General features: G+C 52.4%; 23 protein-coding genes. 14 read left to right on the forward strand and 9 right to left on the reverse strand.

The window, feature by feature from the left end:
- Nucleotides 1-24: 24 nt before the first annotated feature.
- Nucleotides 25-813, reverse strand: a complete 789-nt coding sequence (locus ACYVHX_RS11585; protein WP_460671800.1) for a ParA family protein — start codon at nucleotides 811-813, stop codon at nucleotides 25-27.
- A gap of 171 nt (nucleotides 814-984) precedes the next feature.
- Nucleotides 985-2007: an SPASM domain-containing protein gene (locus ACYVHX_RS11590; protein ID WP_460671801.1), complete on the reverse strand. Its 1023-nt coding sequence runs from the start codon at nucleotides 2005-2007 to the stop codon at nucleotides 985-987.
- A gap of 256 nt (nucleotides 2008-2263) precedes the next feature.
- Between ACYVHX_RS11590 and ACYVHX_RS11595 the strand changes: the two genes are divergently transcribed.
- The 3 genes from ACYVHX_RS11595 to ACYVHX_RS11605 all read left to right on the forward strand — a co-directional run bounded on the left by ACYVHX_RS11595 (nucleotide 2264) and on the right by ACYVHX_RS11605 (nucleotide 4624).
- Complete coding sequence (locus ACYVHX_RS11595; RefSeq protein ID WP_460671802.1) at nucleotides 2264-2617, forward strand: hypothetical protein; 354 nt, start codon at nucleotides 2264-2266, stop codon at nucleotides 2615-2617.
- Nucleotides 2618-2796: 179 nt separating this feature from the next.
- Nucleotides 2797-3330, forward strand: coding sequence for a ferritin (locus ACYVHX_RS11600; protein WP_460671803.1), 534 nt, complete (start codon nucleotides 2797-2799; stop codon nucleotides 3328-3330).
- Between the two features lie 175 nt (nucleotides 3331-3505).
- Complete coding sequence (locus ACYVHX_RS11605) at nucleotides 3506-4624, forward strand: NAD(P)/FAD-dependent oxidoreductase (RefSeq protein WP_460671804.1); 1119 nt, start codon at nucleotides 3506-3508, stop codon at nucleotides 4622-4624.
- 39 nt (nucleotides 4625-4663) lie between these two features.
- Here ACYVHX_RS11605 and ACYVHX_RS11610 read toward each other — a convergent pair whose 3' ends face one another.
- A complete protein-coding gene (locus ACYVHX_RS11610; RefSeq protein WP_460671805.1) occupies nucleotides 4664-5125 on the reverse strand; it encodes an Lrp/AsnC family transcriptional regulator in 462 nt (153 codons plus the stop codon).
- Nucleotides 5126-5297: 172 nt separating this feature from the next.
- Between ACYVHX_RS11610 and ald the strand changes: the two genes are divergently transcribed.
- Both ald and ACYVHX_RS11620 read left to right on the forward strand, forming a co-directional pair.
- On the forward strand, nucleotides 5298-6437 hold the full coding sequence (gene ald / locus ACYVHX_RS11615) for an alanine dehydrogenase (RefSeq protein WP_460671806.1): 1140 nt from the start codon (nucleotides 5298-5300) through the stop codon (nucleotides 6435-6437).
- Between the two features lie 392 nt (nucleotides 6438-6829).
- Nucleotides 6830-8101: a TIR domain-containing protein gene (locus ACYVHX_RS11620; protein WP_460671807.1), complete on the forward strand. Its 1272-nt coding sequence runs from the start codon at nucleotides 6830-6832 to the stop codon at nucleotides 8099-8101.
- Nucleotides 8102-8170: 69 nt separating this feature from the next.
- On the opposite strand, the gene ACYVHX_RS11625 is transcribed toward ACYVHX_RS11620, so the two are convergent.
- Genes ACYVHX_RS11625 through ACYVHX_RS11640 form a run of 4 tightly spaced genes read right to left on the reverse strand, consistent with a single transcriptional unit; the run spans nucleotide 8171 to nucleotide 10587 of the window.
- Nucleotides 8171-8431: a hypothetical protein gene (locus tag ACYVHX_RS11625; protein WP_460671808.1), complete on the reverse strand. Its 261-nt coding sequence runs from the start codon at nucleotides 8429-8431 to the stop codon at nucleotides 8171-8173.
- A gap of 10 nt (nucleotides 8432-8441) precedes the next feature.
- Nucleotides 8442-8735 (reverse strand): hypothetical protein, encoded by a 294-nt coding sequence (locus ACYVHX_RS11630; protein WP_460671809.1) that lies wholly within the window; start codon nucleotides 8733-8735, stop codon nucleotides 8442-8444.
- A 4-nt stretch (nucleotides 8736-8739) separates the two neighbouring features.
- Nucleotides 8740-10161, reverse strand: coding sequence for an ATP-dependent DNA helicase (locus ACYVHX_RS11635; protein ID WP_460671810.1), 1422 nt, complete (start codon nucleotides 10159-10161; stop codon nucleotides 8740-8742).
- Between the two features lie 36 nt (nucleotides 10162-10197).
- Entirely contained in the window at nucleotides 10198-10587 is a 390-nt protein-coding gene (locus ACYVHX_RS11640; RefSeq protein WP_460671811.1) for a hypothetical protein, read from the reverse strand.
- A 196-nt stretch (nucleotides 10588-10783) separates the two neighbouring features.
- Here ACYVHX_RS11640 and ACYVHX_RS11645 point away from each other — a divergent pair, with 196 nt between their 5' ends.
- The 4 genes from ACYVHX_RS11645 to coaD all read left to right on the forward strand — a co-directional run bounded on the left by ACYVHX_RS11645 (nucleotide 10784) and on the right by coaD (nucleotide 13385).
- Nucleotides 10784-11221 (forward strand): CBS domain-containing protein, encoded by a 438-nt coding sequence (locus ACYVHX_RS11645; protein ID WP_460671812.1) that lies wholly within the window; start codon nucleotides 10784-10786, stop codon nucleotides 11219-11221.
- Between the two features lie 131 nt (nucleotides 11222-11352).
- Nucleotides 11353-11841: an NUDIX domain-containing protein gene (locus ACYVHX_RS11650; RefSeq protein ID WP_460671813.1), complete on the forward strand. Its 489-nt coding sequence runs from the start codon at nucleotides 11353-11355 to the stop codon at nucleotides 11839-11841.
- A gap of 123 nt (nucleotides 11842-11964) precedes the next feature.
- Complete coding sequence (locus tag ACYVHX_RS11655) at nucleotides 11965-12837, forward strand: DUF3822 family protein (RefSeq protein WP_460671814.1); 873 nt, start codon at nucleotides 11965-11967, stop codon at nucleotides 12835-12837.
- A gap of 92 nt (nucleotides 12838-12929) precedes the next feature.
- The gene (gene coaD / locus ACYVHX_RS11660) at nucleotides 12930-13385 is read left to right on the forward strand and encodes a pantetheine-phosphate adenylyltransferase (RefSeq protein ID WP_460671815.1); all 456 of its coding nucleotides are present in this window, start codon (nucleotides 12930-12932) and stop codon (nucleotides 13383-13385) included.
- A gap of 69 nt (nucleotides 13386-13454) precedes the next feature.
- On the opposite strand, the gene ACYVHX_RS11665 is transcribed toward coaD, so the two are convergent.
- The gene (locus ACYVHX_RS11665) at nucleotides 13455-14156 is read right to left on the reverse strand and encodes an NUDIX hydrolase (RefSeq protein WP_460671816.1); all 702 of its coding nucleotides are present in this window, start codon (nucleotides 14154-14156) and stop codon (nucleotides 13455-13457) included.
- A gap of 145 nt (nucleotides 14157-14301) precedes the next feature.
- Here ACYVHX_RS11665 and ACYVHX_RS11670 point away from each other — a divergent pair, with 145 nt between their 5' ends.
- The 4 genes from ACYVHX_RS11670 (at nucleotide 14302) to ACYVHX_RS11685 (ending at nucleotide 19572) form a co-directional block, all read left to right on the forward strand.
- Entirely contained in the window at nucleotides 14302-15585 is a 1284-nt protein-coding gene (locus tag ACYVHX_RS11670) for a hemolysin family protein (protein ID WP_460671817.1), read from the forward strand.
- Between the two features lie 111 nt (nucleotides 15586-15696).
- On the forward strand, nucleotides 15697-16323 hold the full coding sequence (gene pyrE / locus ACYVHX_RS11675; RefSeq protein WP_460671818.1) for an orotate phosphoribosyltransferase: 627 nt from the start codon (nucleotides 15697-15699) through the stop codon (nucleotides 16321-16323).
- An 11-nt stretch (nucleotides 16324-16334) separates the two neighbouring features.
- On the forward strand, nucleotides 16335-17795 hold the full coding sequence (locus tag ACYVHX_RS11680) for a capsule assembly Wzi family protein (protein ID WP_460671819.1): 1461 nt from the start codon (nucleotides 16335-16337) through the stop codon (nucleotides 17793-17795).
- A gap of 196 nt (nucleotides 17796-17991) precedes the next feature.
- Nucleotides 17992-19572: a DUF4394 domain-containing protein gene (locus tag ACYVHX_RS11685; RefSeq protein ID WP_460671820.1), complete on the forward strand. Its 1581-nt coding sequence runs from the start codon at nucleotides 17992-17994 to the stop codon at nucleotides 19570-19572.
- Between the two features lie 80 nt (nucleotides 19573-19652).
- Here the strand turns inward: ACYVHX_RS11685 and dprA are convergent, their stop codons facing one another.
- On the reverse strand, nucleotides 19653-20759 hold the full coding sequence (gene dprA, locus ACYVHX_RS11690) for a DNA-processing protein DprA (protein WP_460671821.1): 1107 nt from the start codon (nucleotides 20757-20759) through the stop codon (nucleotides 19653-19655).
- Between the two features lie 139 nt (nucleotides 20760-20898).
- On the opposite strand from dprA, the gene ACYVHX_RS11695 reads away from it, so the two are divergent.
- On the forward strand, nucleotides 20899-22341 hold the full coding sequence (locus tag ACYVHX_RS11695; protein ID WP_460671822.1) for an alkaline phosphatase PhoX: 1443 nt from the start codon (nucleotides 20899-20901) through the stop codon (nucleotides 22339-22341).
- The last annotated feature ends 48 nt before the right edge of the window (nucleotides 22342-22389 follow it).

The following is a 22389-nucleotide window of genomic DNA, read 5'->3' on the forward strand; positions in this document are numbered from 1 at the left end:
GACTGACTAAATTCTTGGTGGACATTACACGGTCTGATCCTGCGACAACCGGCCGTTTTTGGTCAAAATTTCGCGGGCGAGATTCAGGTAACTGATGGCGCCTTTGCTGTCGGCATCCTGGGCCAGAACCGGCAATCCGAAGCTGGGCGATTCGCTCAGGCGGATGTTGCGCGGAATAATGGTATTGAAAACCATCTGCTGAAAATGCGCCGTGACTTCGCCGACGACCTGGTTGGACAAACGGACCCGCAAATCGTACATGGTCAGCAGAATGCCTTCGATAGCCAGCGCGGTGTTCAGTCGTGACTGAATGATCTTGATCGTGTTGAGCAGTTTACCGAGTCCTTCCAGCGCAAAATACTCGCATTGCACCGGGATGATGACGGAATCGGCGGCAGTCAGGCTGTTGATGGTTATCAGGCCCAGCGATGGTGAGCAGTCGATGATCACAAAATCATACTCTTCTTTCACATCGTACAGAGCCTCCTTCATTTTCTCCTCCCGGTTTTTGAGATTGATCATCTCAATTTCGGCCCCGACCAGGTCAATGTGCGACGGCAGCAGGTCAAGATTTGGAAAATCGGTCTGGATAATGGCATCCCGCGTCCGGATGTCTTCGATCATGCACTCGTAAATGCTGTTCTCAATCTCTTTCGGATTATAACCAAGACCCGATGTGGAATTGGCCTGTGGGTCGGCATCGACAATCAACGTTCGAAACTCAAGAGCGGCCAGACTAGCCGCCAGATTGATCGTAGTGGTGGTCTTTCCAACGCCCCCCTTTTGGTTGGCAATAGCAATAACTTTCCCCATGGGTTTGTTCGTTACAGCCCCAAATATCAGGAGATGGTTATTCTAAAGCAAGGAATGTTTCACGGTTTTTTTTTGGATGTTCCACAGAGTTAATACTCCGGTAACATGGAGCCCGGAACAAGGAATTGGCCCGGTTCGCCGTTCCGCAATCCGGGTTTATGACTAACTCTCTCAGGCCCAGACCTGCGTTCCTTCGGTGCAGTTTTTGCACATCTCGATTCCGGAGCGGGAATGGATGAGCGTCTGGCGGAATTGCTGGTAGGGTTCGCTCGCCCATAATTTTTCAAACGATTGTTCTTTCAGATCGCCCAGCCGGTAGTGGGCGTCTTTGTCGAAGCAGCACGGCACCACCAGCCCATCCCAAGTGATCACGCAGGAATGCCACATTTTCCAGCAGTGCCCGTCCAGTGCGTTTTTGATGGCGTAGGTTCCTTCGGCGGTTTTTTCGTAGCGGGAGTATTTGTCGATGGTCGGCATCAGGTCGGAACCGTGCTCGAAATCGTAGATCTGGGCGGTTTTCAGCCCCACTTCGTCCACGCCCAGCTCCCTGGCAATTTCATACACTTCGGCAATCTGGTGCTCATTCGGCTTGACGACCAGAAACTGAAAAATAACGTGGGGCGTCTTCGACTTCAGTTCCTTTTTCCACTTGATGATGTTTTTGGTGCCTTCCAGCACTTTGTGGAGCTTGCCACCCACCCGGTATTGCTGGTAAACTTCCTGCGTGGTGCCGTCGATGGAAATGATCAACCGATCCAGCCCGGATTCGACGGTTTTTTTGGCGTTGGCGTCCGTCAGGTAGTGCGCGTTCGTGGAGGTTCCGGTATAAATTCCTTTTTTGGATGCGTAGCCCACCAAGGTCAGAAAATCGGGATGCAGATACGGTTCGCCCTGGAAATAAAACGTCAGGTACAGAAGCGTATCGGCAATTTCGTCGATGGTGCGTTTGAACAAATCGGCCGGTAACATCCCCGTCGGGCGCGTAAACGAACGCAAACCGCTCGGACATTCGGGGCAGCGCAGATTGCAGGAAGTGGTGGGTTCAAACGAAATGGCGATGGGCGAACCGCGGTGCACGGCTTTCCCGGTCCATTTCGATTCGTAATAACTCGACAATACTTTCAGCGCATTCCACGCACGCTTGGGGGTTACTTTCGAGAAAAAATTCAGTCCGTCGGAAATATTACGGTTCATGCGGCTCAATCAAGTTGTGGAACAAATGTAAACGAATCGCCAACGGGATCAGCAATCGGGCCGGGCAAAATGTAATCAGCGTTTCTGACTGCCCCGCTCCGGTTTCGGCTTACCGGCTTATTTTTAAGACGATTGTTCCCATAAATTTATTTAGAATTGTTTCAAATTATCTTGACACGTCAGAATTCTAATTGTACTTTTACGGAGTCAATCGTTGTAAAGTCGGTTTTCCACAGTCACTTTTTTGTTATCATCCGTGTCGAATACCCACCCGTTAACCGAGTTATTTGCCAATTCCAAAGGCGTCAGCTATCAATGCGATACAACCAATCGGATTGTTATTCAGTTCGGCGAAGCGCGGGTTTCGCTCCGGATTTCTGATTTTCTGACGTTCAAGAAGCGGGTCGACTCGGTGGATATTCACACCATGATTTTCAATACCGACGACGCCTACGACGTTGAAGTGATCGACGCACCCCGCACGGATCATCTGTTTGTCCTCAGCCTCTGCGACCTCATCGCCCTGCGCGACCTGCTGGCCGGAACCCGGTTTTCGCTCGACCTCAATACCCTGCTGAACGAACGGCTGTACAGCTCCCTCGTTTACTGATCCGATCGTCTCCGTTTCCGTACATTCGTTGAACCTGCTCCTTAACTGGCTGAAACACTAAACGTAGACTGTTTCCAAATTTCGTATTGCCCAAACTTTTTCCGGCTGAAATCAGTATTCTTGTAACAGAAACGGCAAGGCTTTGCCCACACGAACAAGAACGAAAACCGAAAGTACTGATGAAAGACCTCGTAAGAATGAGAACCTCGCTGAAAGAAGAAATCGAGCGAATTCTCAACGAACAGATAAAAATGGAAGCCCACTCGTCCGCAATTTATTTAGCGATGGCCGCGTGGTGTGACCGCAACGGTTTTGACTATAGCGCCGGTTATTTTTACAAGCAGTCGAACGAAGAGCGCAGCCACATGCTGAAACTGTTCAACTACGTTTCGGACATGGGCGGCCACGCAATCTCGCCCGACGTGACCAACGTTCCGCAGGACTTTAACGGTTTCCGGGATGTGTTTGAACTGGCGCTGCAACAGGAGATTGCCGTTAGCAATTCCATCAACCGGATTGTCGGCACGGCCCGTCAACTGAACGACTTCGCGACGGATCAATTCATGCAGTGGTTCGTTAAAGAGCAAATCGAAGAAGAATACGTGGCCCGCCGGGCCATCGAACTCTTCGACGTGATCGGCGAAGAAGGCGTTGGCCGGTACATGATCGACAAAGCCATCCCGAAAATTTCGTACGGCGACGTCGAAGCCTAAGTCATTGCCCCAGCGGCCGGTTTTGAATTTGCCGGCGTCTGGCCTATTTTGATTCCTACTCACTGTAGTTAAAAACCCGGATGGTGACGAACCGTCCGGGTTTGTTTTTTCAAGTCTTTCAAAACCGCCGGTTCCCATCCGGCGTTTGTGTATCGGTAGCGTTTTCAAAAACCGCATGGATGTCATCATTATCGGAGGTGGGCTGGCCGGGCTGGTCAGTGGGCTGGAACTGGCGCGGGCTGGTCATCAGGTCGCCCTTGTGGAACGAAAAACGTATCCTTTCCATAAAGTGTGCGGAGAATACGTCTCGAACGAAGTCCGGCCGTACCTCGAATCGCTGGGGCTGAATCCGGCAACGCTGGGCGCAACCGGCATCAACCGGTTTCTGCTGAGTTCGCCCTCGGGCCGGTTTCTGGAAACGACGCTGGACCTGGGCGGTTTTGGCCTCAGCCGCTACACGCTGGACCACGCGCTGTATCAACTGGGGCAATCGGCGGGCGTCAGGTTTTTGCTCGGCAAACAGGTCGAACGGGTTACGTTTCAGTCGGACGGTTTTTCGGTGGAGCTGAACGATGGGCAACAATTGTCCGGCCGCCTGGTGATAGGGGCCCACGGCAAACGCTCGAAAATGGATAAGCAGCTGCACCGGGCTTTCCTGCAAAAACCGTCGCCTTACCTGGGTGTCAAATACCACATTCGGGTGGATGCGCCCGCGGATACCGTTGCTCTGCATAATTTCCGGCAGGGCTACTGCGGGTTGTCGTCCATTGAAGACGGGAAATTTTGCCTTTGCTACCTGACTACCCGCGAAAATCTCCGGCAATTCGGCAGCATTCCGGCCATGGAACAGGCTGTTTTGTTCCGGAATCCGCATTTGAAACGGATTTATGAAACCGCCGACTTTGTATACGAAAAACCGGAAGTGATTAACGAATTTTCGTTTGCGCCCAAACCGGCTGTGGAGCAGCACGTACTGATGGCGGGCGACGCGGCCGGCCTGATTACGCCCCTCTGCGGCAATGGCATGGCGCTGGCAATTCACAGCGGCAAGCTGGTCAGCGGGCTGGCTAACCGGTATTTGCATCGAAAAATTTCGCGGATTGACCTGGAGCAGCAGTATCAGGCGGCCTGGTCGCAGCAGTTTGCGCGCCGGCTCTGGGTGGGCCGGACGGTTCAGCGGTTGTTTGGCGACCCGTGGCTTTCCGAAGCTGCCGTATCGGTGTTTGGATCGTTCAAACCGTTGCTGCGCGGCCTGATTCAACAAACGCACGGGGCGGTTCTGGCCGTGGAATAACCGCCTTTTCAGCGAATCCAGCGGTACCAAAAACCGGATCTACACCGGAATCACCGTGGTGTTTTTCACTTCCGACATGACAAAAAAACTGCTGATGTTCAGTAAACCGGGGATTACCGAAAGGCGCTCCTGGTAAAACCGGTTGTAGGTTTCCATGTCGTGCACCACAATTTTCAGCAGGTAGTCAAACGTGCCCGACACCAGGTTACATTCCATCACTTCCGGCAGCTCGGCAATCGTCCGGTCAAACACTATAAAGGTTTCACGGGTTTGCTTATCAAGGGTAACGTGGCAGAAAACCACCAGCAGATTTCCCAGCTTTTTCTTGTTCAGCAGGGTGACGTATTTTTCGATAATGCCTTCCCGTTCAAGTCGTTTGATGCGTTCGTGAATGGGTGATTTGGAAAGATTGATGCGTTGTCCGATTTCCTGAATGGTAAGCTGGGCGTTTTCCTGAAGAAGTGACAAGATTTGCCGGTCAATTTTATCAACGGAAGTCATAGCGGAATTTTTTCTTTACAAAGCCGTCGCGGAAGCTTGCTGCCAAATTTTTTCCTTCTAGGTTACGAAAAATAAACAGTATTTCCCAAAATGAGTTGTAGAATCAGAAATACGTTTGGCAATCGATACCTTTGTCCCTTCATTTTTCACCCAACCACAACCACCTCGTAAAATGGTCATTGGTGTTCCTAAAGAAATCAAAAACAATGAAAACCGGGTGGCACTGACGCCGGCCGGGGTGGCTGAATTTCGGAAATACGGTCATACCGTGTACATCCAGGTGAACGCCGGGGTGGAAAGTGGGTTTGAAGACGAGGAGTACATTGAAGCCGGCGCGGTGATGCTGCCGACCATTGAGGAAATTTACGGAATTTCCGAAATGATCATCAAGGTCAAAGAGCCGATTGCTTCTGAATATGAATTAATTAAGGAAGATCAACTGCTGTTTACCTATTTCCACTTCGCTTCTTCGGAAGAACTGACGCACGCCATGATTGACCGGAAGGCGGTTTGTCTGGCCTACGAAACCGTGGAGAAAGCCGACCGCAGTTTGCCGCTGCTGATTCCGATGTCGGAGGTAGCGGGCCGGATGGCGGTGCAGGAAGGGGCCAAATACCTGGAAAAACCGCAAAAAGGGCGGGGCATCCTGCTGGGTGGGGTTCCGGGCGTCAAACCGGCTCACGTCCTGATTCTGGGCGGTGGCATCGTCGGAACGCAGGCGGCTAAAATGGCGGCCGGGCTGGGCGCACACGTCACCATCATGGACATCAGCCTGCCGCGCCTGCGGTACCTGTCGGACATCATGCCCGAAAACGTCGATACGCTCATGTCGAACGAATACAACATTCGGGAAGCCGTCAAGCACTCTGATCTGATCGTCGGCGCGGTGCTGATTCCGGGCGCCAAAGCTCCGCACCTTGTCACGCGCGAAATGCTGAAGCTGATGCGGGCCGGTACGGTTCTGGTGGACGTTGCGGTTGATCAGGGCGGTTGCATCGAAACCTGTACGCCCACCACCCACGAAAATCCGACGTACATCATCGACGACGTGGTGCATTACTGCGTGGCCAACATGCCGGGCGCGGTTCCCTACACCTCGACGGTGGCCCTGACGAACGCGACGCTAGCGTATGCGCTGCAACTCGCCAACAAAGGCTGGCTCAAAGCGTGTCGGGAAAACGACGAACTGAAACGAGGACTCAATGTGGTGAGCGGAAAGATCGTTTACCAGGGCGTGGCGGATGCGTTCGGTTTGCCCCAGGAGGACGTTAACGACCTGCTGCGGCACGAACAAGAAGAAATTGACGCATAATTCATCGGATTACACTTCATCAACCATAGATTTTACTACCTTCATCAACATTTTTTAAGGGTTTAGGAATAATTGAACAAAGACGCGGCCCGTTTGAGCCGCGTCTTTTTTATGGTTTGGCTACCAGACTTTTCATCTGATTGAATTGTGGCAAAGAGAGCTTGAGAAAAACAATAGTAAGGTAGCTTTCAAAACCAGTAGAGTAGCCTTACACCCTTGTTCATCTATTCAGGGCAATTCAAATTTCCAAGACCGTAACACCGAGATCAGTTTATTGAGTGAGCAAAAGCACTACTTTTAGCTTTAATATCTATTCCTGCTATGCAAAACTTCGACGAGTTTAAGTAAATTGGAAGTCGATTAGTATCCAAGTAATACCGGACCTTACTGCTATGAATCGGGCAATCGATGTCTTTCTTTCCCGCAAAAGCCAGGATGAAAAGTTGGCAAAAAAATTATTTGATTTTCTGACGGCCAAAAACCTTGTCGTCTTTGATTCCGGCCAAACCCTTCATGAGTTTAAAAACACAGACTATAGTAAAGCTATCGATGAAGCCCTGCTTGTATCCAAAAATTTGATTGTTATCGGAAGCTCGATTGATCACTTCACTTCCCCATGGGTTGAAGCCGAATGGCGGTTTTTTCTTAATAGGAAGCGGTCAGGCAAAGTAAAAGGAAATTTATTCTCCGTAATCAATGATGGCTTGTCAACGGACGACCTACCTCCCAGCCTGCAGTATTACGAGATTATCGAATTCAAGGAGGAAAACTTCGAAAAAATCTACTCCTACATTGTCATCGACACCATAACGAAAGAATCAGCCATTCCAACGCAGGGAAGTTTTGACAAAGCATCATCTCATCATGTTTCAGATCCTCTAAAAAGGCAGGAAACTTCTACTGTCATAAAATCAAATGAGGAATCGATTCTTCGAAAAAATAGCAGCCTTGAAGATTTACTTAGAGGAATCCGTCACTATGATAAAAAGGAAATAGAAGAGGCTGTAATCTGGCTAAAAAAAGCGGCAGAATTCAACATCGCCGAGGCTCAATACTATTTGGGTATGTCTTATAAAATTGGCTTGAAAAGACGTCCGGCTCCAGAAGAGCATGTTTACCCGTATATTAACATTCAAAAGAGAGATGAATTAAGTATTGCAAAAAATTGGTTTATCCTGGCGTCTGATCAAGGGCATCGGGAGGCTCAATTTGAACTTGGCTTCCTCTATGAACGTGAATCGAAATATGGTCAGGCATTAAATATGTACGCTAAGGCAGCCGGAAAGGAGCATCCCGATGCACAATATCGCCTGGCATATTTTTATGATAATGGTCTTGGGACCGTTAAAGAAATAAAAACCGCACTAAAGTGGTATATACAAGCAGCAAAAAATGGAAATCGGGATGCACAGTTTACAATCGGCCTGTATTTTAAAAGGGGAATAGGGATCGATAAAAATAGCCATGCTGCTGCTAGCTACTTTTTAAAGGCTGCCGAGCAAGGCCATCCCGAAGCCTATTTTTATATTGGCAGCTGTTACGACTATGGTGATGGGATAGAACAAGACAAGGCGGAGGCTGCAAAATGGTACCGAAAAGCGGCTGCGAAAGGTGACTCGATTGCCAAATTACATTTAGATTACATTACTAAATCGTCCTCATAATTAACGGTTGCTTAAATTGTAATGAAGTGTCATCTGATTATGACATAAAATCTCTTTTTGCTGCACTCATCACATAAACTGAAACGCGACCACGCAAATTCCCACCAGCACGGCTTCCAAGATCCAGATGCGCAGCGTGTTTCGCATCAGCACCTGCCGAATCAGGAAATGCCCAATCAGGGGGCCAATCGTGAGTGGAACGCCAAAAATAAACTGAAGGGCGTTGTTTTCCTGGCCCCAATGCGTGATGCCGATGCCGATCGTGTAAACGCCCGCCAGCGCCAGCAAGGTGAGTGGGGTGATCCAGTCAAATACTTTTGAAAGCTCCAAAGGCGGTTTTTTATTGGTTGAGAAACGTTTCGGCCAGCTCCTTCCACTCCTCGTCTAGTGATCCGGTAAAAACCGACGCGCCCGCCCGGCGGTACCAATACCCGGCGTTCCAGTCGTCGCCTTCCTTGCGGTGCAAATAGGCGTGCAAACGGTCGTAGTCGCGGGTTCCCTCGCGGCTCTGCGCAATTTCGTGGGCGTGTTCCCAGTCGCCCCGCCCGTCGTACCACAGGGCTTCGGCGACCGGATGGAGGCCCGCCGGTGGCCGGGAATCAGTCAGACTGTTGGTAAACTCCGGAAGGGTCATGGCGTCAATGGAAAAACTGGGGCATAAAATTCATCAGAAAAGCTTCGTCGGTGGCCCGCGTAATGGCCGTATACAGCCAGCGGACAAAGTCCTGGTTCACCTGACCGTCGGGCAAATAACCCTGATCGACAAAAACCGCCGGCCACTGTCCGCCCTGCGCCTTGTGGCAGGTCAGGGCGTAGGCAAACTTCACCTGCAGGGCATTCAGGTACGGATCGCGCCGGATGGCTTCGGCCCGCTCCTTTTTTGTCTTGATGTAAAAATAATCTTTCTGAACGCTCTCGTACAAGCTGCGGTTTTCTTCTCGGCCCAGCGACGGTTGCGGTGAATACAGCGTATCGAGAATAATCTTGCTTTCAAACTCCGGCTGCTCCTCCAGATCGACCAGCCGCAGCGTGACGGTCGCGAATTTCAAACCGTGCTGCTCTTCGCGCTTGCGGATTTTCAAAACCTCCACAAAGTCGCCGTTGGCCAGAAAACCGGCCGGAGAGTCGTCGTCAAGCACCGAATAATTGTTCTTGACGATCATCAGCATGTCGCCCGTGTCGAGTTCTTCCTCGCACTGGTTGATGGCCCGCCGGATGTACTGGTTGTACTGCACCGCCATCTTGTTCGAGCGGGTGATGATGATCGTGTTTTCCCGGCCGTATTTATCGTAGCAATACCGGATCCCGTCTTCCAGCTTCTCGCCGGTCATTTTGTAAATGTCCCGGTAGTTGCGGACGTTCAGGCTGATGTGCGGATTGGCCTCCGCCAGCACCTCCCGTAAACTGGTCGCATTCAGCAAAATACCCGAATGTTCGTCCTGCCGCATCACTTCCAGCAATTCCTGCTCCACCACCACCATATCGAACTGCCGTTCCAGGTAGCCTTTGTCCAGGGCCGGACTGGTTTCTTTGCCAACCGGCGGAAGCTGAGCCACGTCGCCCACCAGCATCAGCCGGTTTCCGGGGTTTTCAAAAATAAACTCAACCAGATCGGCCAGCAGCCCGTTCATGCCAATTTCGGCGTCGTTGCTGATCATCGACGCTTCATCGACAATAAAAACCGTGTCTTCGTGGTAATTTTTCTGCCGCTGAAAAACCAGGTTTCCGGAATTGGCGTCGGCAATCTGGCGGTATATTTTCCGGTGAATCGTCTGGGCCATCCGTTTGGAATAATTCGCCATGACCTTGGCCGCCCGGCCCGTTGGGGCCAGCAGAACCGATTTGTAACCGAATTTGGGCAATACTTTAATCAGGGTACTGATCAGCGTGGTTTTACCGGTACCGGCGTATCCTTTGAGCAGAAAGCAATCGCGGTAGTGTTCGTGTTCCGAGCGGGTCATGAACGGATTCATCTGCTCAAAAAACCGTTGCTGCCCGGAAGTAGGCTTGAAAGGGAAGCGTTTCGCCAGCAATTGGGCGGGCGTCTGGGTTTCATTCATTGTACGAAAATACGAAAAAAAGGCGGTTTTTCAACCTCACATCCGACGGTAGGGAAACCGGCAACCCTGATCGTCTTCGAAGGTGACGGTTTCATTTTTGATAACAAACCGGTAGGTTTTTACCACGTCCAGGGCGTTGGAAATTTTGACGAGCTGCCGGTCAACCTCGTAGGCTCCGGCATCCCAGGCCATCTGGACGGTGGTGACGGCCGACTGACTTTGGTAGACGCCATTGGCACTGAATTCAATTACGTCGGGGTACATTTTGCTGCATTCCGCCGGACTGATTTTCTCCCAGGCGCCCAACAGCACGTTGGATTCGCTCGGCACCTCCTGGACCGGTTGCCGCCGACACGCGCCCAACAAACTGCTAATCAGCCACAAACCAATTCCCACCCTGATCCACCCCTGATTCGACCTGCGCATACCCTGTTCTTTTTTCAAACTTATCAGAACCGTTTATGAAAAACAAATTGCGTGTTCTGTTGAAAACCGCCAGACGAGATGTAACTATTTGAAGAAATTAGGCGAGTATAAGACCCGAAATGCAAAACCGGATTGTTTTTGTCATACCTAATTTTTATTTTGAAGCCAACCCGTTTAACTTTAACCCCTTCGGCTTATGAATATCCGTCAGATTTTGCAGGGAAAAACCATTAACACCATCTATTCCGTCACCTCCGATTCGACGGTGTACGAAGCACTGGAAGCCATGGCGAATAAAAACATCGGGGCCGTACTGGTCATCGATGAGGGCAATCTGTCCGGGATTTTTTCAGAACGCGACTACGCCCGCAAAGGGATTCTGCAAGGCCGGGCCTCCAAAGACACGCTGATTCGGGATGTGATGACGGCTAACCTGATCACAATTAGCAGCGACCAGCGGCTGGAAGACGCGATGGTGATCATGTCCGACAAACACATCCGCCACTTGCCCGTGGTCGATGACAGTGAGCTAATCGGCATCATTTCCATCAACGACGTGGTTTCGGCCATCATCAACGATCAGAAAGTCCGCATTGATTCCCTGGAAAGCTACATTTCGGGAAGCCCATATTGATCGTTGTATTGAATAATGAACAGGGAAGAATGAACCGGTAACACAGACGCGCGTTTTTCGCTCTTAAATGTTCATTATTCATTGTTCATTAATTTCTACCTTTGCGGTGCCAAAAACTATTGAAAACCGCCTTGGATATTGCACGCGAAGAAGTTAAACGGCTGTATGGCAATCGCCTGCGGCTGCGGGTCTGTGGCCTGTGCCTGATTGATGAAAAACTGCTGATGGTCCGGCACCGGGGCATTGGCCCGACGGATACGTTCTGGTGCCCGCCCGGCGGGGGGCCGCAATACGGAGAAACCGCCTACGAAGCCCTCGTCCGGGAGTTCCAGGAAGAAACCGGGCTGGCGATCGAAGTCGGCGAGTTGCAGTTCGTGAACGAATTCATGCAGACTCCGCTGCACGCCATGGAGTTGTTTTTCGACGTCCGGATCGTGGGCGGTCAACTCCGCCAGGGCTTCGACCCGGAAATGGATGCCGACCGGCAGATTATCACCGAAGTGCGGCTAATGTCGTTCGAGGAAATCAAGCGGTATCCCGAAAATGAAGTGCACCGAATGTTCCGCCTGTGCCGGTCGATGGAGGACGTATTCCACTTAAAAGGTTATTTAAAACAATAAAGCCGCGGCTGTCGGGGATTTTTGTACATTAGCCGTCCGGTGCGGTTTCCGCCGAAAACCGTCGCTGCTCCCTGTAGTCATTTAATTAATTTACGCGTTGTGCATACCGATACCCTTGCTCCTGTGACCCCAACCGTCGCCATTCGGGAAGAATCGTTTGATATTTCGATGACCGACTCGTACCAGCTCTGTCTGGAAATGAGCCATGAGCATTTTCGGTTTTGTGTCATTGAACCCGAGCAACGCCAGTGTTTCTGGCTGGAAGATTATACCTTTCCTTCGCTGCTGACCGAAAGTCCCCTGTTGCCTTCCCTGCGGTCGATTTACCAAAACCACCCGGTTTTGCAGTCGTCCTACTGGAAAACCATTCAGGTGTCGGTAAACTCGCCGGCCTTCACCCTGATTCCGTCGAGTCTGTTTCGGAAGGAATACGCGGCCCAGTACCTTCAACTTGTGCGAGGCAATCCGCTGACCCTGTCGGAGCACGCGCTGGCTTATCCGCACCGGAAGGAAGAATTTCATGCGGTTTTCAGCGTTGACAATGCGCTGTCGGACTGGTTGTCGGCAACCTATCCGCTCCAGCAACTTAACGTGATTCACCAGGCCAGTGCGCTGATTCAGGCCACGTCCCTGACCGATTCGGTGCTGGATTCTTCCCAGAAACTGACCCTGAATTTTGAAGATGAATCGGTGACGGTGGTGTTTCGCAAAGCCGGGCAGTTTTTGTTCTGCAACCGGTTTGCCTATAAAAATTCGACGGATCTGGTGTATTACATCCTCTACGTAATCAACGAGTTAAAAACGGAACCCAGCGAAGTCCAGCTCGTGCTGTTCGGCGAGATCACGCCCTTTGCCGAAATTTACAGTTCCCTGGAAAAATTTCTTCCCCACATCCGGTTTGGTTCAGTACCGCCGGGCCTGCAACTGGCCCCGGCTTTCGACGACGTACCGGAACACCGTTATTTTAGTTTATTCGGAAACACCTTGATTGACTAAAAAGGAGGAAGGGCGAAAGAAGGAACGGAGGACCGAAAGCGGTACCACGTTCTCCCTTTCCTCCCCCTTCTCCCTCCTCCTTTCTTAACTCTATGAAACGAATTGCGCTATTTCCGGGCTCTTTCGACCCGTTTACCAAGGGGCACGAAGATGTGGTTCTCCGCGGGCTAAAATTGTTCGATGAAGTGATCATCGGCATTGGCCGGAACGCCAACAAGCAGCGGTATTTTCCGCTGGACACGATGACGGCGCTGATTGAGAAAACATTTGCCGCGTATCCGGCGGTCAACGTGGTTTCGTATGATGACCTGACGGCGAATGTAGCCCGCTCGCTGGGAGCCCGGTTTTTGCTGCGGGGCCTGCGCAATACCACGGATTTTGAATACGAAAATAGTATTTCGCAGGTCAACCGGTACGTTTACGAAGATGTAGAAACCGTCTTTTTAATCACCTCGCCCCACCTCGCTCCGATCAGTTCGAGCATTATCCGGGAGTTGCACCGGTATTCCAAAAACATCGACGAGTTTCTGCCGTACAAACTGAATTGAATGATGGATGATAAAGGATGAACGATGGATTCGTGTGCGTCAGCCCGTTCATCGTTCATCATCCATCCTTTATTTTTTCACCCCCGTTTCATTGGTTGTTTCAATCACATACCGGATTGAACTAAAGGAATTGGTCAGTGCCAGGGCGGTTTTTTTCTGATCCATCCATTCCAGCCGTTCGATATCTTCGTCGACCTGCGGCTGCATCCGGGAGTCGTCGATGCAGGTCATCTGGTACCATTTCGTCTTTTTCAAAATGCGGTTTCCGTTGAGGGTATAGGTGTGCCAGGTGGTGCAGATTCGGTCTCCGAGCGATGCCACCACGCCGGTTTCCTCTTCCACCTCCCGCAGGGCGGCCACCCGGGACGATTCGCCGTCATCCAGCTTGCCTTTGGGTAAATCCCACTTTCCCCGCCGAAACATCAGGAGCATTTTGTCTCCCTTGAACACTACCCCCCCGGCCGCTTTGATGATTCGAAAAAGGCTCTTAAACTTTTCCTCCACGGCTTTTTTCTCGACGGCCACCAGGGTCACGGAGTGCAAATCGTTTACGGTGTAATTAACGAGTAAACTGACCAGTTTCTCGATCGTAACGGGGGTCGCGTTCAGAACCAGCACGTGGCCTTTCAGGGTGGTAATCTTCAAACCTTCAAGCCGGGCATCGAGAATCCGGTCGTAGTCGACCTGGCTGGCCAGCGAATCATCCTGCAACTTGGCTGCCTTCTTTGCGCCCTTCAAATGAATGGGTCGATCGTCAATAAAAATGGTCATGAGGGTAGTTGAACAGATGCCCGGCAACCCGTCGAACTGCCGACGAACCGGCATTGTGTGATTTACAAAACAAATTTAGATAAACCATTCATCTTTGAAGAGAAACTAAAACCACTATTTTTGCAAAACGCCAACTTTCCCCCGTGTGGAACTTGCAATAATTCTTTTTTTAGTAATTCTGAACGGTGTTTTCTCCCTTTCGGAGATTGCGTTGGTTTCCTCCCGCAAAGCCCGACTCGAAACCGACGCCCGCAACGGCGACCGCCGGGCCGAAGAAGCCCTGAAACTGGCCGAATCTCCCAATCGTTTTCTGGCCACCGTTCAAATTGGCATCACCCTGATCGGAATTCTGACCGGTATTTTCAGCGGGGACAGCCTGACCGACCAGATCTCGACTTTTGTTACCCAGTTTCCCCTCCTGGCCCCCTATGCCAACAGCATCGCTGTGACGGCCACCGTTCTGCTGATCACCTACCTGTCCCTGGTGCTGGGTGAGCTGGTTCCGAAGCGGATCGGTCTGTCGAATCCCGAAGGCATCGCCAAGTTTATGGCGGGGCCGATGAACATGCTGTCCAGAATTACGGCGCCCTTTATCAGCCTGCTGGCCTTTTCCAGTGATTTGATTATCAAAATATTAAACATCAAACCCAACGCCAGCGCCGTCACGGAAGAAGAAATCAAAAGCCTGATTCAGGAAGGAACTTCCGGCGGAGTGATCGAAGAAATTGAGCAGGAGATTGTGCAGAACGTGTTTCAACTCGGCGATCGGCGAATTACCTCCCTGATGACTAATCGTCAGGAAATGGTGGTGCTCGATCTGGAAGCAGGCGTGGAAGAAAACCGCCAGTCGATCATCGAACACCGGCATTCGCATTATCCGCTCTGCCGGGGCAGTGTCGATGACATGATTGGGCTCATCAACAGCAAGGATTTTCTGGGCAAGGACCTGGACGAACAACTGACCCGGCTGGAAGAAATTAAGCGCGATTTGCTGTACATTCCGGAAAGCAACATGGCCTACCAGGTGCTGGAGCGGTTTCGCGAACGCCGGCAGTACGTGGGCGTGATCGTCGATGAGTACGGTGGCGTTCTCGGCATGGTGACCCTCAACGACATTGTCGATGCGCTCGTGGGCGATATTTCGGACACCAATGAGTTTGAATTTGAAATTGTCGACCGGGGCGACGGCAGTTATCTCGTGGATGCCCAGATTCCGTTCGATGATTTTCTGGATTACTTCGACATCGTCATTCAAAACCGGCGCGAACTGACCGGATTCGATACACTGGGCGGTTTTGCCCTGCAAATCATCAAGGACATTCCCAAAACCGGCGAAACCTTTACCTGGCAGGATTACCAGTTTGAAATTATCGACATGGACAAAAGCCGCATCGACAAAATCCTGGTGACGAAGCGGGCGGAAGAATAAGTTTTCTACGGGTTCAATACCATCGGTGAAGTAGGGAATACTGAAAAATTGAATCCGTCTGAGCACCCTTTTCCATTCGCCATTTTACTGATTTTCCATTTGACATTAGGTATGAGTGCCACCCAAATTGCCCGATTATTGCTGGAAGTCAAAGCCGTTCGTTTACGGCCGGACGAACCGTTTACGTGGAGCTCCGGCTGGAAATCCCCCATTTATTGCGACAACCGGATTACCCTTTCGTATCCTGAGGCCCGAACGTACATCCGCAACGAATTGGCCAATGCCATTCACCGGGATTTTCCGGATGTTCAGGCCATTGCTGGCGTGGCAACCGCCGGTATTGCGCAGGGGGCGCTGGTGGCCGATGCGCTGGATCTTCCCTTTCTGTACGTTCGGCCCGAGCCCAAAAAACACGGGATGGGCAATCAGATTGAGGGTCGGCTGGAAACCGGACAGCGCGTGGTGGTGATCGAAGACCTCATATCAACCGGGGGCAGTTCTCTCAAAGTGGTTGACGTCCTGCGCCAAACCGGAGCCGAGGTGTTGGGGATGGCGGCCATTTTTACGTACGGTTTTCCGGTGTCCAGCCAGAATTTTGCGGATAAAAACGTCAAGCTGGTTTGTCTGAGCGACTACGAAACGCTGATCGGTGAAGCCCGAAACCTGGATTATATCGCTGCGGATGCGACGGAATCTCTCGCGGCCTGGCGGCAAAATCCGTCGGAATGGAACCAATAGCCTGACGGCCGATGAAACGGTTTTCTCTTTTGGCATTTGGCTGGTTGCTGGCAATTGCTGTCCGGGCGCAAACCTCCCCTTTCCTTAAATCCCTTCAGGCCGAGCTGGAAGTGGGTGCAATGGCTTCAACCGCTGCGCAGATCCCCTTCTGGCTCCGGACCAATCAATTCGGCATGGTACCCTTACAGGGACCTTTCGGCACCGTGCGTGGGGCCGTGCAGCGTGACTACCGAACCGATTCGGTTCGACGGTTTGACTGGGGGTTCGGCGGCTACGCCCTGGGAAACGTCGGAAAAACCGCCCAATTCATTGCTCCCGAGTGGTTCGTAAAAGTCCGGTTCGGTCGGGTAGAACTCTGGGCGGGGCGTCGGCGCGAGGTGTACGGCATCGGTGACACCACCTTAACGTCCGGTTTTGTCGTTTGGTCGGGCAATTCACTGCCAATCCCTAAAATTCAGCTTCACACGCCGGACTTTGTACCGATCGGCTTTCTGAAAAAACTGGTGGCTTTTCGGGTCGGCTACGCGCACGGCTGGTTCAATGCGCCCTACATTCAGGGGGCGTACCTGCACCAGAAATACATTTACGGCCGGTTTGGGAAACCGCATTGGAAATTCAAATTCTACGCCGGCCTGAATCATCAGGTCCAGTGGGCGGGCCGGGCCGATTACCTGAAAGGCAGTTCAGTTGCCGTGGACGGGCGCTTGCCCTCGTCTTTTAACGATTACGTCAGCCTGATTCTGGGTCGCTATCCGAAAGATCTGGTCAACAACCAGCAGACTTCCTTCGACGGCGAAAACCGGGTCGGCAATCACGTGGGCTCCATCGACTACGCGCTGGAATGGTCGGGCAACCGCGCCCAGTGGCTGCTCTACTACCAGCATCTCTACGAAGACGCCAGTGGTGTCGTTTTCATCAACTTTCCCGATGGTTTGTGGGGTTTGCGGTTTCGCAATCGGACAACGGCAGCCAGTCCCCGGTTTCGGTGGAACGGTGCCGTCGTGGAATGGCTGTCAACCACCGACCAGAGCGGGGCGGTTTTCGACCAAACTGCTCAATACCAGGGCGGTGACAATTATTTCAACCATGGGCAGTACCGGGAGGGCTGGTCGTATTTTGGCCGCACGATCGGCACCCCGTTCATCGCGCCCCGCGCCGATTACACCGCCCGGGTTCGCGACTACATCGGGGGCGGTTTTTTCCCCAACAATCGGGTCAATGTCTGGCATCTGGGGTTGGAAGGCATTGTCTACGGACTTCGGCTGACGGGCCGCGCGTCCTACAGCCGGAATTATGGCACGTTCAATGAGCCGTATAAACCCCGTTTCGAGCAATTCTCCGCCCTTTTATCCGCCCAGCTTCCGTTTCCCCGCCTTTCCAAAACCGTCCTGAATGCCAGTCTGGCCTACGATCAGGGCGGTTTATACCCGCAACAGGCCGGCGCTTTTTTGTCTGTTAAACGAAACTGGTAGGTATTCAAATCCTGAACTGGTGTTCAGTTTTTTTCGTAAGCCTCATTTTGACAATCCCCTCACCTTTAACTGATTACCATTCAAGCCCTGTCCCATACTATAAGATTTTCTCCGCGCCGAAATCTGTAGACGGCCTCTCTTTCGTATGACTGTCAATATCCTATCTATTTATTCAACCTTTCCAATTTATTGACACATGAATACGATTCACAACAATCGATTCCGCCTGTCTGCCGGAACCTGGGCCCTTGCGCTCCTGCTCGGTATCAATGCCTGTACCACGCAGGAAAATCCGCTTAAACCGGATGTGGCCCGACACAGCAGTGCCCGCGAGAGCGCATCGGAACTGGAGTTTTTTGTTCTGACGGACAATAATCGACTGAACAAGAAAAGTGTGGCCAATCCGATGGGCGATTTGTCCGATACGCCTATTTCCGGTTTGATGGACGGCGAAAAAATTCTGGCCATCGATTTCCGCCCGGCCACGGGCCAGCTCTACGGCCTGGGCAGTACCAGCCGGATTTACGTCATTAACCAGGAAAGTGGAGCCGCCCGCGCCCTGAGTACGGATGCTTTCTCACCGGCGCTGAATGGCGATGTCGCCGGTTTTGACTTCAACCCGACAGTCGATCTGATCCGGTTGGTGACCAGCAATGGCCAAAACCTGCGGCTCAACCCCAACACCGGCCTGTTACAAACCGGAGGGCAGGATGGCAACATCAACGGCGGTTCCAGTCCGATGATTTCGGCGGTGGCTTACACCAACAGCCGGGGTGTGCCCACCAGCACAACCCTATACGATGTAGACCCGGCATCGGATAAACTGTATATCCAGAATCCGCCGAACATCGGTACGCTGGTGGAAGTCGGCAAACTGGGCAAAGACATTTCGGGCAGTGCCGGTTTCGATATTTCGTCCGACAACAGCCACGCCCTGCTGGCCTACTGGATGGATGGCAAATCGGCCTTGGGCAAAATTGATCTGGCAACGGGCGCGCTGCACCACCTGGGCGACCTCGGCTCCAAAACGTACCTTGGGCTGGCCATTCCGACCGATCCCGTTGCATACGCGGTGAGTGGCAATAACCTGCTGATTTTCAACCCCTGGAATATCTCGCCAGCTCTGCGGACCATCACCGGTCTGCAACCGGGTGAAACGATTCGCGGCATCGACATGCGTCCGGCGACGGGCCAATTGTACGCCCTGGGAACATCGAGCCGAATCTACGCGATTACTTACCCGGCCGGTACCTCCAACGCCCAGGCCAACGTCGTTGGTTCAGGAGCCTTCACGCCCGCGCTGACCGGTAGCGATTACGGTTTTGATTTCAATCCGGTGGTCGACCGGATTCGGGTGGTGAGCAACACCGGTCAGAATCTGCGCATTAACCCCGTAACCGCCGAAGTGGCCGTGGACAAACCGCTCAATTTCGGAACGATGACGGGCGATAAACCATCGGTCCGAGCAGTGGCCTACCTGAACAATTTTGCCGGAACGGCCACGACGACCCTGTATGATCTCGATGACCTGAAAAACCGCCTGTATCGCCAGATTCCGCCCAACGACGGAACCCTGACGGGCGGTAGCCCCCTGGGCATTGACATCACGGCCACCAACGGGTTTGATATTGGCGGTCGCAGCAACAAAGGGTATGCGCTGCTGACTTCCGGAAGTTCCACCAAGCTGTACAGCATTGATTTAAACAACGGCTCCCTCACCGACCTGGGCACTTTCCCCAGCACGGTTCGCGGTTTCGCCATCGGATTAGGCTTCTAAATAACGTACCTACGGACTTTAGTCCGTATTCTGATGAAGCCAATCACCGGAAATTACGGACTAAAGTTTGTAGGTACGAATTAACTCAGTTGATATTTCTTTCCCGGCAGCGACCGCACAATGCCTTTGAACTCCAGATTCAGCAGCAGGGAAGCCAGTTTGCCAACGTGAATCTGAGTGCGCCAGCTGAGTTCGTCGATCTGCCAGTCGGCCCGTTGGCGTAAGAGCGCCAGCACCTGACTTTCTTCTTCCGTAAACTCCAGCGCCACCTGTGGCCGGTCAACCGGGGCGGCTTTTCCGACGGGTTGATCCCAGTTCAGCGCTTCGATCAGATCATCCGGTTTGGTATAAATCTGCGCTTTATTTTCCCGAATCAATTTATTGCAGCCCTGCGAAAACGTCTGGTTCAGATGCCCCGGCACGGCAAAAACATCGCGGTGGTAGTTGTTGGCGTATTCCGCCGTAATCAAGGCCCCGCCTTTGGTGGCCGCTTCCACAACAATAATGGCGTCGCTCATGCCCGCAATGATGCGGTTTCGGGCCGGGAACAAACGGGCATCCGGTTTTACGCCCGGCCGGTTTTCGGTCAGCAGCCCGCCCAGAAGCAGCATTTCCTGGGCGGTTTTTTTGTGAACATGCGGATACACAATATCGACCCCGCTTGCCATCACGCCCAGGGTGGGCAGCCCAGCGGCCAGACTGGCCCGGTGAGCCGCAATGTCGATTCCGTAGGCCAGTCCGCTGATTACGAGCGGTTGATACGGCTGAAGGCCCTGAATGATTTCTTCGGTAACGCGCCGACCGTAATCGGTGGCCTGCCGGGTGCCCACAATGCCAATCGTCCGGTTGCTGTTTAAATCAGCCGATCCCTGCCAATACAACATCGGGGGCGCGTCATAGAGCGATTTCAGGCGCGATGGATACCGTTTGTCGGTATAAAAAAGTTGCTGAATACCCAGCTTTTCACACTCCTTATGCGTTTGTTCGGCCTCCTGTAAAACACTGGGATTCAGAATGGCACGGGCCGTCACTTCCCCGATTCCCGGCGTTTTGATGAGCTTTGCCACGGACGAACGAAACACGTCCGAAGCCGAACCGCAGTAACTCATCAACTGGCGAATCAGCACACCGCCCACCCCGGGAACGGCCGTCAGCGCCGATTGGTAAAACAATTCCGAATGATTCACGATGTGCAGGTCGGTTTTTATCAAGACGACGACCGCGGGCCGGAGTAACGCTGCGCGACAAAATAAAAAATGATTACTTTTGGTAAATGACCGCTTAACGTCAATGATTTGCCATTCCTATCTTCGAGATTTCCCTATTTTGGTTTTATCAATTGCCGTGCTGGCCGGTTGTGGCAAAAGCGCCAAGCCGGATTCGACACCCTTGACTACGGAGGTGGTGCTCAAAACGCAGTCGGTGACCCCGGCTCTGGTGAAGTCGCTCCCCGGTTTTGAAAATCTCGAAATTTTTCCGCTCGTCAGCAGCGACGACAAATTGCCGGATTCGCCCAATTTTGTTTTTGGCGCACAACCCGACGGTGCGGCCCTGTTGAAAAACCCTTCCGGCGACGGTTTTGTCCTGATTACCAACCACGAGATCATCCGTTCCATTTCGCGGATTTACCTGGACAAAACCTTTAAACCCGTCAAAGGCGAGTACCTGGTCGACGCCGAAGGAGGCATCTGGAAACTGTGTTCGGCGACGCTGGCCACCCCGGCGGAACACGGTTTTGGACCGGTTTTTCTGACGGCGGGCGAGGGTGATCCGGAAGGCCGCGTTCACGCAATTGATCCTTTGGGCGCAGCCGACAAAAAAAACGGAAACCGCACGCTTCCGGCCCTCGGAAAAGCGTCGCTGGAAAATGCCCTGCCGCTACCCAAAGGCGCTTTCCCCACCAAAACCGTCGTGCTCATGACCGAGGACGAAAACAACGGCCAGGTTACCATGTACGTATCGAATACGGTGGGCGATCTGCAAAATGGCAAGCTGTACACGCTCCGCCGAACCAATCAGGACCCCGTGGAGAAAAACATGCAAACCGGGCAACGCTACGAGGTTGAGTTTGTGGAAATCGACAACGCCAAAACGCAGACCGGCGCACAGATTGCCGCGCAGCAACAGGCGAAAAATGCAATTCAGTTTGCCCGCGTTGAGGATGTCGATTACCGGAAAGGCCGCGCCGAAAACGGCCGGGATCTGTATTTTGCCGTCACGGGGGCTTTTCCCAGCGACCGGGTGCAATGGGGCCGCGTGTACCGGCTGGAACTCGATGCCACCAATCCGCTGAAAGGCCATTTGTCGATTATCGGCGATGGATCGACCGACCCGGGCAACAACCTCGTCAATCCCGATAACATCTGTGTCACGGAGAATTACGTTTACATTCAGGAAGATGGCGATGCGCCCATTGCAACCCCGAAACACGACGGGCGCGTCTGGCAATACAACATCGGCAACCGCCAGTTAAAGCCGATGCTGGAAATGAACCACCGCCGGGACGAGGGCGATTTTCAGCGGAAGTACAACCCCATCGGGCATCAGGGCATCAGCACCTGGGAATACGGTGCCATGCACGATATTTCGGAGATCATCGGGGTGCCTAATACGTTTCTGATCAATTTGCAACCGCATACCTGGCGGGACACCCGGTTTGTGAATGCCGACGGCAGCGCGATCACCAAAGACGTCAACATTTATGACAACGCGATCGGGAATATGGGCGAAGGAGGTCAGATAGTCATTGTGCGCGGTGTTCCGAAATAAGGTTTCATGGCCGGTTTGGGTTGGCCTGTTCGGGGCAACCACCTTCTT

The sequence above is a fragment of the Larkinella ripae genome (assembly GCF_054780775.1).

Coding starts and splice junctions, on each gene's coding strand:
- ACYVHX_RS11620 (WP_460671807.1), top strand. CDS start 6,830: ATGAATCGGGCAATCGATGTCTTTCTTTCCCGCAAAAGCCAGGATGAA.
- ACYVHX_RS11590 (WP_460671801.1), bottom strand. CDS start 2,007: ATGAACCGTAATATTTCCGACGGACTGAATTTTTTCTCGAAAGTAACC.
- ACYVHX_RS11645 (WP_460671812.1), top strand. CDS start 10,784: ATGAATATCCGTCAGATTTTGCAGGGAAAAACCATTAACACCATCTAT.
- pyrE (WP_460671818.1), top strand. CDS start 15,697: ATGAGTGCCACCCAAATTGCCCGATTATTGCTGGAAGTCAAAGCCGTT.
- ACYVHX_RS11585 (WP_460671800.1), bottom strand. CDS start 813: ATGGGGAAAGTTATTGCTATTGCCAACCAAAAGGGGGGCGTTGGAAAG.
- ACYVHX_RS11665 (WP_460671816.1), bottom strand. CDS start 14,156: ATGACCATTTTTATTGACGATCGACCCATTCATTTGAAGGGCGCAAAG.
- coaD (WP_460671815.1), top strand. CDS start 12,930: ATGAAACGAATTGCGCTATTTCCGGGCTCTTTCGACCCGTTTACCAAG.
- ACYVHX_RS11630 (WP_460671809.1), bottom strand. CDS start 8,735: ATGACCCTTCCGGAGTTTACCAACAGTCTGACTGATTCCCGGCCACCG.
- ACYVHX_RS11680 (WP_460671819.1), top strand. CDS start 16,335: ATGAAACGGTTTTCTCTTTTGGCATTTGGCTGGTTGCTGGCAATTGCT.
- ACYVHX_RS11685 (WP_460671820.1), top strand. CDS start 17,992: ATGAATACGATTCACAACAATCGATTCCGCCTGTCTGCCGGAACCTGG.
- ald (WP_460671806.1), top strand. CDS start 5,298: ATGGTCATTGGTGTTCCTAAAGAAATCAAAAACAATGAAAACCGGGTG.
- ACYVHX_RS11600 (WP_460671803.1), top strand. CDS start 2,797: ATGAAAGACCTCGTAAGAATGAGAACCTCGCTGAAAGAAGAAATCGAG.
- ACYVHX_RS11635 (WP_460671810.1), bottom strand. CDS start 10,161: ATGAATGAAACCCAGACGCCCGCCCAATTGCTGGCGAAACGCTTCCCT.
- ACYVHX_RS11605 (WP_460671804.1), top strand. CDS start 3,506: ATGGATGTCATCATTATCGGAGGTGGGCTGGCCGGGCTGGTCAGTGGG.
- ACYVHX_RS11640 (WP_460671811.1), bottom strand. CDS start 10,587: ATGCGCAGGTCGAATCAGGGGTGGATCAGGGTGGGAATTGGTTTGTGG.
- ACYVHX_RS11610 (WP_460671805.1), bottom strand. CDS start 5,125: ATGACTTCCGTTGATAAAATTGACCGGCAAATCTTGTCACTTCTTCAG.